General features: G+C 59.5%; 14 protein-coding genes. 9 read left to right on the top strand and 5 right to left on the bottom strand.

Annotated features, from left to right (window positions below; translation table 11 throughout):
* Positions 1-147: 147 nt before the first annotated feature.
* Positions 148-1,071 carry a LysR family transcriptional regulator gene (locus AC1POX_RS03610; RefSeq protein ID WP_218533092.1) on the bottom strand — a complete coding sequence of 308 codons (924 nt, stop codon included), beginning with the start codon at positions 1,069-1,071 and terminating at the stop codon, positions 148-150.
* Positions 1,072-1,202: 131 nt separating this feature from the next.
* Here AC1POX_RS03610 and AC1POX_RS03605 point away from each other — a divergent pair, with 131 nt between their 5' ends.
* The 9 genes from AC1POX_RS03605 to AC1POX_RS03565 all read left to right on the top strand — a co-directional run bounded on the left by AC1POX_RS03605 (position 1,203) and on the right by AC1POX_RS03565 (position 13,288).
* Complete coding sequence (locus tag AC1POX_RS03605) at positions 1,203-1,985, top strand: SDR family oxidoreductase (RefSeq protein ID WP_014091194.1); 783 nt, start codon at positions 1,203-1,205, stop codon at positions 1,983-1,985.
* A 56-nt stretch (positions 1,986-2,041) separates the two neighbouring features.
* Entirely contained in the window at positions 2,042-2,449 is a 408-nt protein-coding gene (locus AC1POX_RS03600; protein WP_031425055.1) for a nuclear transport factor 2 family protein, read from the top strand.
* 246 nt (positions 2,450-2,695) lie between these two features.
* Positions 2,696-3,859, top strand: a complete 1,164-nt coding sequence (locus tag AC1POX_RS03595) for an FAD-dependent oxidoreductase (protein ID WP_372356769.1) — start codon at positions 2,696-2,698, stop codon at positions 3,857-3,859.
* Between the two features lie 1,930 nt (positions 3,860-5,789).
* Complete coding sequence (locus tag AC1POX_RS03590) at positions 5,790-6,452, top strand: imm11 family protein (protein ID WP_372356768.1); 663 nt, start codon at positions 5,790-5,792, stop codon at positions 6,450-6,452.
* An 896-nt stretch (positions 6,453-7,348) separates the two neighbouring features.
* A complete protein-coding gene (locus AC1POX_RS03585) occupies positions 7,349-9,331 on the top strand; it encodes an XVIPCD domain-containing protein (protein ID WP_481108606.1) in 1,983 nt (660 codons plus the stop codon).
* Positions 9,332-9,464: 133 nt separating this feature from the next.
* Positions 9,465-10,658 carry a HEPN-associated N-terminal domain-containing protein gene (locus AC1POX_RS03580; RefSeq protein ID WP_372356766.1) on the top strand — a complete coding sequence of 398 codons (1,194 nt, stop codon included), beginning with the start codon at positions 9,465-9,467 and terminating at the stop codon, positions 10,656-10,658.
* Positions 10,659-10,779: 121 nt separating this feature from the next.
* Entirely contained in the window at positions 10,780-11,235 is a 456-nt protein-coding gene (locus AC1POX_RS03575; RefSeq protein WP_372356765.1) for a hypothetical protein, read from the top strand.
* A gap of 241 nt (positions 11,236-11,476) precedes the next feature.
* A protein-coding gene (locus AC1POX_RS03570; RefSeq protein WP_372356259.1) for an IS3 family transposase occupies positions 11,477-12,579 on the top strand; the annotation gives its coding sequence in 2 pieces (ribosomal slippage) (positions 11,477-11,735 and positions 11,735-12,579; 1,104 coding nt in all).
* Positions 12,580-12,661: 82 nt separating this feature from the next.
* Positions 12,662-13,288, top strand: a complete 627-nt coding sequence (locus tag AC1POX_RS03565) for a hypothetical protein (RefSeq protein ID WP_372356764.1) — start codon at positions 12,662-12,664, stop codon at positions 13,286-13,288.
* 27 nt (positions 13,289-13,315) lie between these two features.
* On the opposite strand, the gene AC1POX_RS03560 is transcribed toward AC1POX_RS03565, so the two are convergent.
* The 4 genes from AC1POX_RS03560 to AC1POX_RS03545 are packed head-to-tail and all read right to left on the bottom strand — an operon-like array spanning position 13,316 to position 16,991.
* Entirely contained in the window at positions 13,316-14,026 is a 711-nt protein-coding gene (locus AC1POX_RS03560; RefSeq protein WP_372356763.1) for a DNA-methyltransferase, read from the bottom strand.
* Positions 13,944-14,189 carry a Com family DNA-binding transcriptional regulator gene (locus tag AC1POX_RS03555; RefSeq protein WP_010364016.1) on the bottom strand — a complete coding sequence of 82 codons (246 nt, stop codon included), beginning with the start codon at positions 14,187-14,189 and terminating at the stop codon, positions 13,944-13,946. The genes AC1POX_RS03560 and AC1POX_RS03555 overlap by 83 nt, the downstream gene beginning before the upstream one ends.
* Positions 14,190-14,214: 25 nt before the next feature.
* Complete coding sequence (locus AC1POX_RS03550) at positions 14,215-15,228, bottom strand: phage portal protein (RefSeq protein ID WP_372356762.1); 1,014 nt, start codon at positions 15,226-15,228, stop codon at positions 14,215-14,217.
* Positions 15,228-16,991 (bottom strand): terminase ATPase subunit family protein, encoded by a 1,764-nt coding sequence (locus AC1POX_RS03545; RefSeq protein WP_372357134.1) that lies wholly within the window; start codon positions 16,989-16,991, stop codon positions 15,228-15,230. Before AC1POX_RS03545 ends, AC1POX_RS03550 begins: the two co-directional genes overlap by 1 nt.
* Between the last annotated feature and the right edge of the window lie 43 nt (positions 16,992-17,034).

The raw sequence follows: 17,034 nt of genomic DNA, 5'->3' as shown, positions 1-17,034 counted from the left end.
CGTGTGCTGCGTGCCTTGTCGGACAGGCCCGGCAACCTCGCAGTACGGTGAGCACGGCGCAAAAGCGAACCGGCCCCGGGCCGATGCGATGCCACAACGCCCGGAAGCAAACGCCGCACATCGCGTGAACCCCACAGGTTGCGCTCGTCAGCGCTCGACCGCCGAATGTGTCTGCCCGATCCGGGCATAGATCTCGCTCACCCACTCGATAAACACACGCACCTTGGTGCTCAACTGTCGGCTGGGCGCATAGGCGATGAAGACATCCAATGGCGCCGGGCGCCAGTCCTGCAGGACCGGCACCAGCGCGCCGCGTTCGATGGCCGGCCGCACCATGAAATCGAGCGTGTGGATCAGCCCGAGCCCGGCCAATCCGGTCGCCAGATGCGCGTTGCTCTCGTTGACCATCACGCTGCAGTTGGGAACGATCTCCAGCGGCGCGCCATCGTCCAGGAAATGCAGCGGCGGCGCTTTGCCGCTATGCGCGGAGAAGTAGCCCACCACGGGAAACGCCAGGCTTTTCAGCTGTTTCGGATGGGTCGGGACACCGTAGCGTGCGAGATAGTCAGGGCTCGCGCAGGTGGTCCAGGCAAGGCTGCCGATCTTGCGCGATATCAGCGCGCCGTCGTCTGCCGTGCTGCGGATCGCGCAGTCGATGTTTTCGCCGATGACATCCACCGTGCGATCGGTGACGCCAAGCTGCAGCTGGATATCCGGATAGCGCGCACAGAACTCCGGCAATGCGGGGATCAACAATCCGCACGCCGTCGAGCCTCCCGTATCTACACGAAGCCGGCCCTTGGGGCTGCCCTGGGCACGCCCCAACGTGGCTTCCACGTCGTCCAGCTCCGTGAGCAGGTGCCGCACGCGCGCGTAATACGCAGCGCCGTCGTTGCTGACACGCACGCGGCGCGTGCTGCGTTCAAGCAATGTGACTCCCAGATGTTTTTCCAGCGCGCTGATCGACTTGCTCAGCGTGGCATTAGGCATCTGCAGCGATTCCGCCGCACGGTTGAACCCACCGGTTTCCACAACGCGCGCAAAGGCGCGGATTGCCTGCAGGTGATCCATTGATCGCTCCGCCTAGAGCGCCGGATTATTCCCACAGGGGAATAAAGAATCAACAATGCGCCCATTTATCGCCGCAGCGAGGGTCAATAGACTGCCTGCAACGCGGGATCTCCGCTCAAGAGGCAAACACCATGCACGTCCAGGATCTGGCCAACATCCACCCCACCAAACACGCCGGGAAGATTGCCCTGGTCACCGGCGGCAGCTCGGGCATCGGCCTGGCCGCCGCAAAGCGGCTGGCGCTGGAGGGCGCAACGGTGGTCATCAGCGGCCGCCGGCAGCAGGAACTGGACCGGGCGGTCGCCGAGATCGGCCATGGCGCCACGGCGGTACGCGCCGACATTTCCGTTGGTGCAGAGCTTGACGCCGTCATGGACGTCATCGCCACCGCGCATGGACGACTGGACCTGCTGCTTGCCAACGCAGGCGGCGGCGAATTTGCGCCAATCGAATCCATTACCGAAGCAGGCTTCGACAAGTACTTCGACATCAACGTCAAGGGCACCCTGCTGACCGTGCAGAAGGCGCTGCCACTGATGCGCGCCGGCAGCGCCATCGTGGTGACGGGCTCCATCGCGGCCAATCAAGGCGTCGCCAATTTCGGCGTGTATGCCGCAACGAAGGCGGCACTGCGCTCTTTCGTCAGGACATGGGCATCGGAACTGAAAGGTCGCGACATTCGCATCAACCTGATCGCGCCCGGCGTCGTGGTCACACCCGCCTATAAATCCGAATTGGGCATGAGCGACGAAGACATCGACGCCTACCTGGCCGAAATCCAACTGAAGGCCCCGCTGGGCCGCGCAGCGAGCCCGGATGAGATGGCCAAGGCGATGTCCTTCCTGGCATCGGACGATGCCTCCTACATCACCGGCATCGAGCTGACAGTGGACGGCGGCCTGACCCAGATCTGACCATACGTGCAGCGCGCTACCGTGAGTGCACTTCCAGCCCACCAGAGACAAACAAGATGAGCATGCAAAACAATTTGGCGATTGCGCAAAACTTCCTTGAAAAGATCGGCTCCGGTGCATCGCCTGAGACGATCGCGGCGATGTTCAGTGCGGATCTGCAATGGCATATCCCAGGCGATCCATCCGCACTGCCGTGGATTGGGCGACGCAGCGGGCGCGGCGCGGTGGAAGCGTTCGTGCGTGATTCCGGCACCCTGATGGAGCGCATCCGGTTCGAGGTGCATGACCTACTGGCCAGCAACGACCGCGCCGTCATCGTGGGCGAGCTCGCCAGCCGCATCACCGCCAGCGGAAAGCTCATCGAGACGCCGTTTACGATCGTGCTCACCATCACGGGGAACGAGATCTCGCACTTCCTGATGCTTGAAGACAGCTTTGCGGTGGCTGCCGCGGCGCGGCGCTGATCCGCCCACGTTCCGAGTGCGGCTGACGCGTTACGAACCTGCTCTTCCAAGGGATTGTTCGAGGAAGCGGATCAATGCAAGAATGCGCGCGACGCGAAAAACGTTCGCCTGTGTGCCGTCGGCACCAAGAGATCGAATACACGCCATCCAGCATGCTTGCTAGGTTGGCCAGCGCCCCTCGCCGAGATCACCCGGCCTTTCTTCGAGCTGCCGCCTGTGCGAACGCTCGTTGTATTTGGAGCGCTCATGACAGCCAACAACACCAACCCACGTCCATCTTCAACTGATCAGATCGCTATCGTCGGTGCTGGTCTGGGCGGTTTGACACTCGCACGTGTCCTCCACATCAACGGCATCTCCGCCACCATCTATGAGGCCGAGGCTTCACGCAACGCCAGATCACAAGGCGGCCTGCTAGACATACACGAATGGAACGGGCAGCTAGGCTTAACCGCGGCAGGCCTCCACGACGCCTTCCTGGCCCTCGTCCTCCCGGGCGAGGACGCCAAGCGCGTGAGTGACAAGCACGGCACGATTCTGTTCGACAGACAACGCTCTGTCGGCTCTCTCAGACCGGAGGTGGACCGCAGCGCACTCCGCCGGCTGTTGATTGACTCCCTGCCCTCCGATGCCATTCATTGGGGTCGCAAGCTCATACGGGCAGCACGCAATGCGGACGGAGCGCTTGCCCTCACTTTTGCCGACGGTTCATCGATCACGGCGGACCTGGTTGTCGGAGCGGACGGCGCATGGTCGAAGGTTCGGCCGTTGCTGTCGACCGCAACCCCCGCATACGTGGGCACCACTTTTATCGAGACATCTCTCACCGATGCCAGCAACAAATATCCGGCTAGCGCCAAGATGGTCGGGCGCGGCACATTGATGGCTGTAGCCCCCGGCCAAGGCATCTTTACCCACAGATACGCAGACGGCGCGCTACGCAGCTACATCGCGTTGACCAAGCCCGAAGCATGGTTTCGCGAGCTCGACTTTGGCCGGCCTACAGCCGCGATGCGCCGCATTGCCAACGAGTTCGAAGATTGGGCTCCAGCTCTGTTGGCCATGATTACCCACACTGACAGCGCGCCCATCATTCGCCCGATTTATGCATTGCCGATCGAACATGCTTGGGCACGCACTCCCGGCGTAACGCTCGTCGGCGACGCTGCGCACCTGATGTCACCGTTTGCGGGAGAAGGTGCAAACCTCGCCATCTACGACGGAGCCGAGCTCGCACGTTCGCTCATTGAGAACCCGGGCCAGATCGAGGCGGCACTGAGTGCCTATGACAATGCGCTGTTCCCACGTAGCACCGCTCTCGCGGAGCAGAGTGCGAGCAATCATGCACAGTTCTTCGGCTTCAATTCGCCTGCCAGCGTGGTGAACTTGTTTTCTGCCCACGAGGTGTAACGGAAGTAGGTAGCGTTCAAGCGCGACGCGCTAATCGCGGTGGCCTCGCATCGCCGGAAACGAGCTTAGCGGGGATCCTCAAGCCAACTATGCCTACAGGAACAGGAGAGCGCTACGCCTGCGCAATTGGTGGGCCCACCATCAACCAAAAAACCGCCCTAAGCTATTGATATATAAATATTTACTTGAATTACTTCCTAGCAACTACCGCCATACTTACCGCCATCTGGCGCTACTTAGGCGATGATGACGGGGGAACAATTTCGGCAACAACTAATTTCTGAGCTAGCGCGTTGGCGACTAAAAATTCAGCCAGACCGCCCTCCGTGCGTGGCTTAGAGCCTAAATCCAGATATATCCTCATCCAGCACTGCGCAACACCCTTCATAGACGCAACCATGCTCATCGAGAATAAGCACGCCCCAATCCCCATCATGTTTCAGTCACCCAACTAAGATGGCATTTATTCCATCTGGCTCTATCATTCTCTCAAGACAAGCCCATTTCGCATATCTATTTAATCGAGACCCACAACGCCATGCAAGTATATTCGCGCCCGTTAGAAGAACTAGCTTTCAATACTGAGCACCACTCGCGACTAGAAGATAAATATAATCTTCTCATTGATGCATCAGGATCATGGCAATCTGACAACGCTAAGAGAATCGCTAGGAAGTCACTGCGGATATCCGGCATATACTTATGGACGTTAAGAATTAATGAAACTCTGCACCGAATATATGCTGGGAAGACTAACTCGATAGGAAATCGGATACAGAACTATTCGGGAAAATTCCAACCTCATTCACCCAATGACTACAAATTGCAGATTTTTCGTTCCGTGGCAGATGAGCTATTTCCGGCGTCGAAGTTCGCTCTGTATTTCAGGAGTTGTAAAACAGAGCTATTGACCGAAATGGAGAGAGAAGAAATCAAGTTCTTCAAACCACTTTTAAATCGCCGCCTGAGGCCGAGCGTCGAGGCGCGTGAAAATCTTCACCAGGCCTTTATAGCCTATTACAAATCTGGATTTATAGACGCGCTCGGAGATGTGAGGCCCGGTGGAAATCTGGTTTGATAGTCTTTGACCTGGTCAACTGGGCGACGGCGCACTGCGCCATCAACCACAGTAGCGCCGCATGGATGAGGCTGGATACCGCCAAGAAGTGAGACGCCCTACGCGCCGCCACTGGGCTAGTTCAGAGCAGACCATAGTCCCGCCACCATGTACGCACTCAGCCCCGCGGCCTCCACCTAGAGCGCGCAATCGTCGCCCCGCCACGCCTGCACGCTTTGCATGGTGCTTTTGCTGCACCACCTGCATGCACGCAGATGCAACCGCAGCAACGCTATGGGTCGCACGCCAGGGGGGACGATATCCCTGCGGATCCCTGCACCAACTGGGCGCGCGGAACGCCGGGCCCAGCCAGCAAATGGATGACAGATAGGCACCAGCCTGGCACACCCAAGAACGGCCGTCCAAGCACGTCCGATAAGAAAAGCCCTCTCTGCTTGCTGCGTTTGAGGAACGCTATGGATAGAGGATCAGTATCACCATTGCGGTAACGCATGCTCTCACCCAGCCAGGCGGGCTGAGCTGTGGTAAGAACCCCTGCTGCCCTGTGCTGTAGGCCATCTCCAACGGCTGGCAGCTCCTCGTCGCTTGAGCCGTATTTCTGACGTGCAGCTTTAGCTGGTAACGCAGGTAACGCCGGTAACCTGAAGACCGAATTCCTTAAATATCAAAGAGCTACACTCGCGCCCCCAGTCCGAGCCGCCTAGTAACAGGTCGTAACATGGGTAACAGGGCTCCAGCGGTAAGTTTCCCCTAGTGCATGCTTGGCCGCCTGCCTTACAGGCATGCCGCCCATTGCCATAGAATCCCTCAGACCAAAGGAATCAGCCGCGATCTGCGGCGCACCCGTCCACGATGGAAATCACCATGAACGATGAGGCAGCAATCCCCGTCACCGTCGCGAGCGACTCCCACCTGGGGGAATTTTTTGTCCTCCGGCCAAGCTTTCGGGGCAATGGTCAGAGCGCTGGCTTGAAGATTGCCAACGAAGAACTGCTTCTGCCCCCTGGCATGAACACCATGGATCCACCCAATGGTGATCCAAACCAGTATCCGGTGAGGCCGCACCTAGTGCAGGTGCCGGGACAGCAAGAGATGCCGCGTGATTTCGAGAAGCTGGCGGGCATCTGGATCGTTTCGGAAGCATTGAGGCGGGTGTTCGACGCCGTAGACCCGGAAGGCTTCGCCTTTGCGCCTTGCGACTTCACCCTTGCCGACGGCACGCAGGGTCCTCAGTACTATCTCTGCAGCGTGACGCGTTGGCTTGATGCGCTTGATGAGAGCGAATCGCGGGTCCAGATCGAGATCGAACACGATTACGAGACTGGGGAAGACCTCAACTTCTATAGCGTATCCGGCGGTGCAAGCCTTGTATTCAAGCGCGAAGTCGTTGGTAACGCCCACATCTTCCGTCAGTCACGCCTAGGAACCGAGGCCATTTGTGACCGGGTCCTGTTCGACGCCTTGAGCGAAGCCCAACTCAGCGGCCCTTCGCTGCGAGACGCCGCAGACCTCTGACGCGCCAAACCCTCGACACGGATTTTTGAGCGGGAGTTGCACCGATGGCTGATACACCGGCTTTCCAAGGACACCATGTCATTGAGCAAGCGGCTTTCAGTGAGAGCCGCTTGCTGCAGTCGCTTTCAAGAAGCGGCCTGTTCGAGCTGCATGGTCCACGCAACATCCTCAATCTTCCTGCGGACCAAGCATTGGCCGCGAGGATGGGTTTGTCGCCTCACCCCGGTGGACCGCTTGGGGCGTATTCAGAGGAACTTGCGAACCGGCTTGAAAGATTGGAGCTGTCCCCTGACGGACAAGCAACATTGCGGGGCGATCAGGCTGCCGCTCAGCGCATCGCGGCTCGAGTCAATGGCCTGACTGACACGCTGAAAGTGGGCTTGGTCAATGGCGACCTTGTAAGCAATACGCCGCAAGGCATGACCCCACAGCAGGCAAATGCACGGATACGTGCCTTTCACGGTGATCTCGCCGCATACCAGCAAAGTCATGCCGCCCAGATTGCTGACATAGGAAACATGGCCGCAGCGGAGTCACGCTGGGCCGGAGTGACGCGCTCTGAAGGCAACGTCCAACTAGCCTTGGATGCGATCGATCAACCGGGATCATCCACCCTCAGTGACAGATGGGGTGGCCGGCAATCACTGGGCGAAGCAGTTGCTGAAGCAAACCAAGCCGGGCGCCTGCCAATCACTCAACCGATGGAGGCGCGTCTGCGCCTCACCTTTCCTCAAGAGATGCCACCGATCCTGGCACGGCCACCGACTGCGCCCCGGATGCCCGGCGTCCCAGGCGAAGGCAGCATCGTGGCCGGCGAAGGGCTTGCTGCTGCAGAAGCGGCTGGAGCGCGCGGGCTTTCTGGTGCTCGTGTCGCGGGTGCGGCCGGCGTCGCGCTGGTGGCCTACGACTTCGCCGTGACCGGCCACCGCGTGGTCCAGCTCAGTACGCAAGGCAACGACGCTGGCGCCGCATCGGCAGCCACGCACTTCGTTGGCCGCAATGCAGGCGGCATCGCAGCCGGCTTCCTGCTTGGTGCAGGCTACGGTGCCGTCACAGGGTCGTGGACGGGGCCTGGCGCGCTGGCTACTGGCTTGGCTGGCGGCCTGGCGGGTGCTTACCTCGGCGAACGTTGGGCCGAGAAGCAGGACATCGACCGGATCTACACACAGCCAGACCGCAGTGGCAACGAGTGGACGCGCAACCCGGAAGATCCCCAAGGCACATGGACGCGCACGGTCAGCGCGCCGTTGCCAAGCGGCGGCTATCAGGAGACCCGCCTGGTTGCCGCTGGCCGCCTTGCCGATGAACTGAATTACCGCGCGGCTAACGACTCGTATTCACTCGGGCTAGCAAATCCACCGAAACCGCAGGATCCATACCGCCTGGATGCCAAGGCCGAAACGCATCCGCCGCGCGAACCGTTTGAAACGGGCCGCGACTATGTGCGCGATGCGCAGACGGGCGGGTGGCAGCTTGAAATCAGGGAAAACATTGACGGCAAGATACCAATCACGCGTAACGCGCCGGTCAGTGCGGAGCGTGCGAGTGGCTTGGAGCAGCAGTCGCAGACGATCATTGCGCAGAACGCCGCTAACACGCCGGAAGCAACAGCGGCCCGCTACCAGATCGCCTACGACCAGTTCGGCTGGAATGAGTTCACCAATCGCGAGCCGGTGCCGCAGGCCATCACGAACGCGCGCACGCAACCACAGCCCTTACAGGCTTCTGACGGCCACTCCTATACTCGCGCCGCCAGCGGCGAATGGACCACGCCCGGCACGCTCTATGGCACCAATGCGGCCACCGGCAACACACGCGAGGAATTGAACCGAACGTGGCAGAGCCAACAGGCCGGGCTTCAAGACATGGCGTCGATGGCGGAGATCGCCCGCAGCAATCCCACGCCGACGCAGAGCGACTTGCATAGCCAGGTGGCCGGAATGTACGCCCGCGCTGGCATTACGCGCACTGATGCGCAGATCGATGCCGCCACGGCGGCGGTTGCACAAGACCATGCACGCGATACGGGCAAGCAGATGCCCTTCTTCCTGCAGCTGCAGAAAGATGGCTCGATCGCCACAGTGGTTGGCCAGAACGACGACCGCATGGAGATCAGGGCGACCACGACGGCAGAAGAGATATTGCAGGCAGAACGGCAGCAGGCCATACCTGCCAATGCCACCTCGCCCAATCCCCCTGCGCATTCGCCTCAGACGCAACAGCCTGCAGCACCGCCCACGCAAACCCCCGTGCCAAGCGCGCCGTCGTCGCAGACAGCGCCGGGACGTTCATCTGCGCTGGATGACGACCACGTGCAAGGGCGTGCAGCGTCCACGGGCACGACCACAGCACAGGTCAGCGCGCCGGGAATGCAGATGGGTGCGCGTTCTGTTGCATCGCAAGACCCTCGTGAAGACGAGCAGCCATCTGTGAATCATCAGAGCGCCGCCGGCCCGAAGCCGCAAGATGCTGCATTGGTGGAGCAGCTACGCTCTTCCATCGCAAGGCTCGATGAAAGCGCCAACAAGCCCTGGGATGAGCGCAGCGATCGCATGGTTGCGAGCGCCTACAAAATGGCTGTGGAGGCGGGATTCAAGCCCGGCGACAAGGTCGATGTCGCACTGAACGTACCGACCGACAAGCTTTCAGGCGGGGTGACGATGTTTGTGATGCGCTCAGGCCCAGGAGCGTCCCCGGATCCGTATGCCAACCGCGCTCACATGCCGACCAGCGAGGCACTGGCAGCGGCTCCCGAACAACAGTATCTGGCGGCTAACCAGGCACGCGACACGCAGGAACAAGCGCGATTGCAGGAGCTCGTGCAAGCACGCGATCACAGCCAAGATGACCCTAGTAAGAGCGGCCCAAGAATGGCATGACTAGCTCAGGCCGCGAGGCCTGCGTGACCGAATTTGAATACTCAAGGAACCGCAACAGGGCATTCATGGTTGGATCCTGATCCAAAAGCATCACCAAGCCATGGCCTTGGAGAGGCAAAGGATCTTTTTCTTCATGATCCGAGCAATCCAATTAACTGACGATTTCGGGGCATCAATGGGTATCGCGAAGAGAGAATGGATGGAAGCAGAAGAAAGGGGGTGGGTCGAGGTTGAGAAGATTGTGTGCGGTCAATGCATCAATGACCCCGATGTTTGGAGGCAGTGCGGTTCTACAGCAGCTCCCGGCACCTGCAGCTATTGCGAAAAAGATGCCTACTTGGTCGTTCCGGTAGGATGCCTGCAAGAGACTCTGTATAGAATCATACAAACTTACTATGCTGAGCCTGCTAACGCAGGCACACCCCACAGTGATGGGGCGTGGATCGTAGATACCGTTGATACGGACGAAGTGCTCGCACAGCTTGGTTTCTACCCCACAGATGATCTACGAGACGACATCGTTGGTGCCGACCGAATCGGCGACTGGGTCGAAGCGGCCAACGGACACTGGGCGGACATTCAAGAAGACGAGATCCTGCTCCATTCTTGGTCTAATTTTACAAGAACGATCAAGCATCAGACGCGCTTTAACTTTCAGCGAGTTACCGAGGATATCGACCCGCAAGAAGTTCACGTTACTGAGATGCTTGATGTGGTCGGAGAGGAATTGCGACCACTTATTAGAGTACTCAATAGCGGAACAATTCTTTATCGTGCCAGGCACCTCAAACAATCTGAGGCCAAGGTGATGGATGGGTCAATGATGGGACCACCACCGAAGAATTTGGCGACGGCAGGAAGGATGAATCCAGCAGGGATACCTTACTTTTACGCTGCATTCGATAGAACAACTGCTGTCGCTGAGATAGGCCCACCTCCTGCCGAGCATTTAGCTTCGGCATGTGCCTTTGAGGTCAAGCGCTCATTGAACGTTGTAGATCTCAATGCACTGCCTGAGCCCCCATCGATACTGGCTATAGATCAAAAATTGGAACGTACAAAAGCGCTATTTTTGAGAGAGTTCGTGAAATCCATCACTAAACCTGTTGAGAAGGACGGGCGAGAGCACATCGACTATGTGCCATCTCAAGTGGTATGCGAATTCTTGGCACAGGCCTTCCTCTTGAATGATGGATCTACTCTCGATGGAATAATTTATCCTAGCGCCGCCAATCCTGGCGGGACCAATCTTCTAGTATTTCCGTCAGGCCACTGGTCTGATCCAAACCGATTCAAAGGACTTGATTTTTTAGGTCCTGCAGGCTAAATCACATTTCAACATCTAGATACACACCCTTATTCAGTGATCGAATTTAGACTCTATTTATGCGTGAAAAAAACGCTTTTTCACGGTAATTTCTACCACTAATTCAAACGCGGATATCACTGTGGCGAAGAAGTCAGATGCGAAGCGAAAGGCGAAATTGAAGGAGCGCCGCAAACAGGCAGAAGCGGCTCAGTCAAAGACCTTCGCTGCACCTAGCGAGGTTGGGGAATGGTTTGCGGCTCACGATGCCGAGCCCAACATAATGGCTGAGCTCGTTACTGTAGATGGAGCGCTTTTCGCTTATGTAGAAGGCGATGGAAATGAATGGACTTTGATTGTCGAGGACAACCCAGTTGCAGGCACGAGCGATGAGATTGTTGCGCTTGGCATGATTCTAAACGTCGCAGTAGATGGATTGGCGACTGGCAACACCAGCAGGTTGCATTTCTCGCAATGGCTCGCTCAAGAGATTGATGAGCGATGCGAGGCGGCGGGCATCGATTGGAGCAGCTTCGCACGCTCGCTTCTACCGCCTGAAAAGCGTTTGCTACTACTTCCCGCTGTGCAGGCCATCTAATTGACTGGCCCGCCCATGACACAACTGGTCGAATTAGTGCATCAGATGACTGCGATCAGGCCGCGCGAATCATGATGCTCTGCTGTAGCTGTGCCCGGCGAAGCGGGCGTCCTATCAGACTCATGTCGACCCCGTTTAGCTCCAGTTTCCCCATCACTTCGGCTTGGGTCACCCGACGCCCCCCCGATTTTGAGTAGCACCTCAGTTTGGAGTCCAATTCCCTAACTCGAGGAGATTGGACGTGAAGAAGCGTTTTTCTGAAGAACAGATCATCGGCTTCCTGCGCGAAGCTGATGCCGGTGTGGCGATCAAGGACCTGTGCCGGCGGCATGGCTTCAGCGAGGCTTCCTATTATCTGTGGCGCAGCAAGTTCGGCGGGATGAGCGTGCCCGATGCCAAGCGGCTCAAGGACCTTGAGTCCGAGAACGCGCGGCTGAAGAAGTTGCTGGCCGAGCAGCTGTTCGAGAACGACCTGATCAAGGATGCACTGCGAAAAAAGTGGTGAGCGCACCGGCGCGTCGCATGCTGGTGCGCGAGTGGATCGGGCGTGGTGCCAGCGAGCGTCGTGCGTTGGCAGTGATCGGCATGAGCGCCAGTGCGCTGCGATATTGCCCGAGCGAAGATCGCAACGTCGAACTGCGCGAACGCATCTGTGCGTTGGCGCATCGCCATCGCCGTTATGGTGTGGGGATGATCTATCTCAAATTACGACAGGAAGGACGCATCGTGAACTACAAGCGTGTGGAGCGGTTGTACCGCGAGCAGCAGCTGCAGGTCCGGCGCCGCAAGCGCAAAAAGGTGCTGATAGGAGAGCGTCAGCCGCTGCTGCGGCCATCGCAGGCCAATCAGGTGTGGTCGATGGATTTCGTGTTCGACCGCAGCGCCGAAGGCCGAGTGATCAAGTGTCTGGTGATCGTGGACGATGCAACCCACGAAGCGATCGCCATCGAGGTGGAGCGCGCAATCTCGGGCCATGGCGTGACACGCGTGCTGGATCGGCTGGCGCACAGTCGCGGCTTGCCACAGGTGATCCGCACAGATAACGGCAAGGAGTTTTGCGGCAAAGCGATGGTGGCCTGGGCACATGCGCGTGGCGTGCAGTTACGGCTGATCCAGCCTGGCAAGCCAAACCAGAACGCCTACGTCGAATCGTTCAATGGCCGGCTGCGCGACGAATGCCTCAACGAGCACTGGTTCCCAACCCTGCTGCATGCGCGTACCGAGATCGAACGCTGGCGACGCGAATACAACGAGGAGCGACCCAAGAAGGCCATTGGCGGCATGACGCCATCTGCGTATGCCCAACAGCTGGCCAACACCGATATCATCAACTCCGGACTCTAAACCCGGCCGCTACTCAGAGCGGGGGGACGTCGCAGTCATCCTGACACCAAGCTGCCCCCCTTTATTGGACCCTAGCAATTCTATGAGCGAACCTCTGAGTGAGCCTTTGTTACTTGGCGTAATTGCTGCGGTTGCAGCGCTATTGGGCTCACTTGTTGGGGCAAGCATTCCCACCACACTTTCCTGGTGGATTCATTACCAACAGCGAGAATCTGACATTGGCTATCTAGCTGTAACAGTTGGAGCGATTCTCGATCGTTACATCAACGGTTGCATTGATGTCATGTATGACGATGGCATGCCGGACGCCGATGGCGAAACAGTACCAAGGGTTTCGTCACCCACGTTGGAACTTGCTGCGTTAAACGTGAACTGGCGCTCTATCCCCGTCACTTTGCTAGATCGCATCTTTGCCATCCCAAATGCTCAACTATTGGCCCAAGATCGACTTGCCTGGGAGGCTGAGTTCAGCGACTACCCAATTCTTACGCGACAGATCGAATACGGAAAGCTGGCGGAGAAGACTTTAAACGTAGTCAATGCACTGCGAACGCATGCATTGCTGCCGACCAGTCCTGAAGGTCGGCTCGATTACTCAGGAATGATCGAGCAACACTTGCCCAAGCTGGTCAAGAGACAACAAGACATCGAGCAACGGCAGTGGACTCCGATCTTCCAGCAGGATGAAGCCGCCCCAGAGGACGGCTAGCAGCATTAGTTCATTTTTTTGCACCGATTACAGCTGACCGATTCGGCTCTTGCTGACCTCTGCATAGTGCTCAGTCTTCTCTACCCCGGTCCAGCAATAGCCTTCTAACTCCGCTGCTACCAACGTAGTTCCACTGCCAGCAAACGGATCAAGCACGCGCCCACCTGACTCACAAATCCGCACCAGCTGCCGCATCAATTCGGTCGGCTTGCCGGTGAGGTGGTGCTTATCAGCCTTGCGTACCGACTCTCGGATGACACCTGGCAGCACAGGCGCACGGCGATCCAGCGGCATGTTGCCCTTGCTGCCCCACACGATGTATTCGGCCTGATTCCGGAAGCGACCCAACTGCGGCCGCACGCCTTCGGTCTTGTCCCAGACAGTGATCCCACGCCAGGTGAAGCCGGCGATCTGCAGCGCGTCGGTGGTCAGCGGCAGCTGCCGCCAGTCGGTGAACAGCAGGACCGGTGCGCCGTCCTTGAGCACGCGCGCGCACTCGGACAGCCACAGATGCATCCACTTCAGGTGTGAGCGCTGGTCGCGTTCGTCGCCCACAAAGTCGGCATGCAGTTGTGCGCCACCGCCCTGGACGTACTTCTGCGATGGCGGCTTGGCCCGCGCGGCGGCATGCAGACCGCCGCTGGCATACGGAGGATCAGTGATCAGCGCGTCGAACGAATTCGCTTCGAGCGTGGGCAGGATGGTCAGGGCGTCGCCCTGCAGGAGCTGGTTTTTCATGATGAGAGCCTTCTTGGATTCGCTCGCGGCGATCGGAGGTGAGGCTCTCGGCCTTCAGGTGATTGAGCGTGCCACAGCGCGGGCACTTGATCTGGATTTCGTCGAAGGCGCCGGCTTTGCATAGCAGGCGGGCGCATTCGCCACAACGGAGGTTCTTGAGCATTGCGTGGTCTTACGGTGGGAAAGGATTACGCGGCCGCTGGCGGCACGTAGGGGGCGAAGGCGATGACCTCATCGCCCACCCAGTCGTTGATCTTCAACATGCGCGCCTGCAGCGGTTCCAGCTCGTTGGCGGCCCACACGGCAGCGGCCTCACGGATGGACCCGAAGCCGCCAGCGTTCTGCGGCACGATGCCCATGAGTTGCGGCGGGATGCGCAGCGCAGCCAGCATGTCGTCGCGGGTGATGCCCTTGATGCCGCTGAACTCATCCTTGGCCGCCACTTCGCTGACCGGGATCAGCTTCAGCCCGTCCTTGTTGCCACCCGGCGAGTACAAGAACAGATTGCGGAAGTTGCCCGGCCCCTTGGCACCCTTCATTGCGTTGCGCAGCGCGTCCACGTCTTCCTGGCTCTGCTGCGGGTCGGTCAGGTACAGGATGAAACCGGCATGCGAGCCGTTGTTGTAGTACTTGCGACGGAACAGCGTGGCCGATTCGTTGAGCAGCGCGGACTGCATCGCCGGCATCCACTCGGGCAGGCCGTAAAGTTCTTGATCGACATCGGCCTCGCGCAGCTGGAACACGCTGCCCGGCTCGAACACGTGCTCGTCGTGCCAGGTGCGCACCTGAAAGTACTCGCCCTCGGTGATGCCGCGCCGCATGTACTTGGACAACGGCGCGGCCAGCGACAGCGCGCCGCCCATGCGATTGCGGCGGCGCTCAAGGTAGCCATTGCCCAGGGTGATCCAGTCCAGCGACAGCTGCTCGAAGGCCTCGCGCGTCAGCAGCCGATGCGGCTTGAACGTGCGCGCCAGCATGTTGCGCTTGAAGATCAGCCCGGACTGCAGAAACGGATTGCTGCGGGTGGTCTTGGACAGGCCATCCAGCGCCACCGGCGGCTCGTACCAGCGCCCGTTCTGCCAGCACTCCAGATAGTCCAGCACCCCGCGCCCATCGAGCACCGGCGTCGGGTCGCCAAAGGTGAAGGCCTCGGCACGCGTGGGCGCTGCAGGCGCGGTGGCGGGCAGCTGGTCGGTCAACATCAAGAGATCTCCATGAAGCCAGAGTTGCGCGCGGTGCGCCCTTCCAGCGGTTCGTTCTGCAGCGCGTGGAACAGTGCCCACGCCAGGTCCGCATGGCCGGTCTCTTCCGATCGGCCAGCAGTGAAGGTGGATTGCCGGCCGCTGGCCGTCATCGTCTTGCGGATGGCCATCAACGACTGCGCCATGTCGATCCAGCCGGCATCGAACTCCAGCCGGCCGTTGTGGATCACATCGAACGCCTTGAGCACCAGGCGCGTTTTGACTTCCGGCGAGTAGCTGAAGGTGACCAGATTCGGAAAGAACTGCTTCACCAGCTGCGCCACGCCACTGCCCATGCCGGTGGTGTCGATGCCGATATAGGTCACCCAGTACCGTTGCGTGACGCCATGAATAAACTTGGCCTGTGCCGCGAAGTCCATGCCACGGAACTGATGCCGTTCGAGGATGCGGAACTTGCCGCCTGGGATGGACGGTGGAGCCACAACCACCAGGCCGGCGGTGTCGCCGGTGTCAGCCGGGTCGTAGCCGATCCACACCGCGCGATCGCCGAAGGGACGCAAGGCAAAGGGTTTGTAGTCGTCCCCCCACTCGACCCAGCTGTCGACCATGCACGGCTGCAGCATCGCCAGCGGGAAGATGCTGGCGCCGTCGTCGACAAACTCGCACATCAACAGGTTGGCGAACGCGTCCGGGCTGTATTCCTCGCGCAGCTCGTCGATGTCGAACAGGTCGCAGCCACGGCGCTGGGCGTCGAGGATGTTGACGATCTGGCGCCAGGCGCGGTCCTGGCAGCGACGACCACCGGCCAGCGCATCGTGCGAGACATCAATCTGGATCCGCTGCGCGGCCGGCTTGCCCTTATTGCGGCGCTCGCCTGTCCAGAACGTATAGGCCTCGTGAGCCATGCTCGATGGCGTGCTGAAGTAGGTCTTGCGCCACTTCTTGTGCATCGCCATGCCACTGGCGACCTTGTTCAACTCGTTGAACCCGTAGGTCCAGAAGAACTCGTCGAAGTAGAAATTGCCGTGGTAGCCCTGCGCAGTGCGCGCATTGGTGCCCAGGAAGAACAGCTCGGCGCCGTTGGGGAACACGATGCTGTCGCCGCCGGAGAGCGTCTCGTCGATCGTCTCGCGCACGAACTGCTGCATGTAGCCGCGGAACAGGTGCGCCTGCGCCTTTGACGCACTGAGGAAGATCTGATTACGCCCGGTGGTGAGCGCATCGATCAGCGCCTCGCGGGCGAAGTAGAACGTGGCACCGATCTGGCGCGACTTGAGGATGATGCGGGTGCGCTCGTTGCCTGCCCGGTACCAATCGCGCTGATAGTCGAAGCAGCCGTCGACGAACGCGGTGGTCAGCTGCTCGATCTGTTCCTCAGTGAAGTCGTTGCGCTTGGGCTTCTTCTTCGAGCCTGCGTTGCGGTTGGCAACGGCTGGATTCAGATCGGCTTCGTTGCCGCCGCCCTGATAGCGCTGGATGCGCGCCTGGCGCTCCAGCTGCCGATGCAGCAGATCAATTTCTTTGAAGTCGCCGCCGGACTTTTCCGGCTTCATGATCAGCACGACCAGGCGCGCTTCCAGTGCGCCACCGATGCGCTCAACGTTGTCTGCGCGATCCCACTCGTCACGCGACTTCCAGCTGTGTACAGTCTTCTCGTTCTCGCCGATGGCCTGCGCAATTTCGGTCACGCGCCATCCCATCCAGTACAGGAACTTGGCCTGTCTGCGGGTGTCCATCGGGAGCTGGGTGGCAACGCTTTGCATGCCCATCAGGGTGCGGCCCACCTCTTAATCCCGACAGTTCAAC

The organism is Xanthomonas sp. NCPPB 3442 (assembly GCF_056725145.1).
Note: the sequence above shows the minus strand (reverse complement) of the source record. Positions and strands in the feature narration are given on the sequence as shown.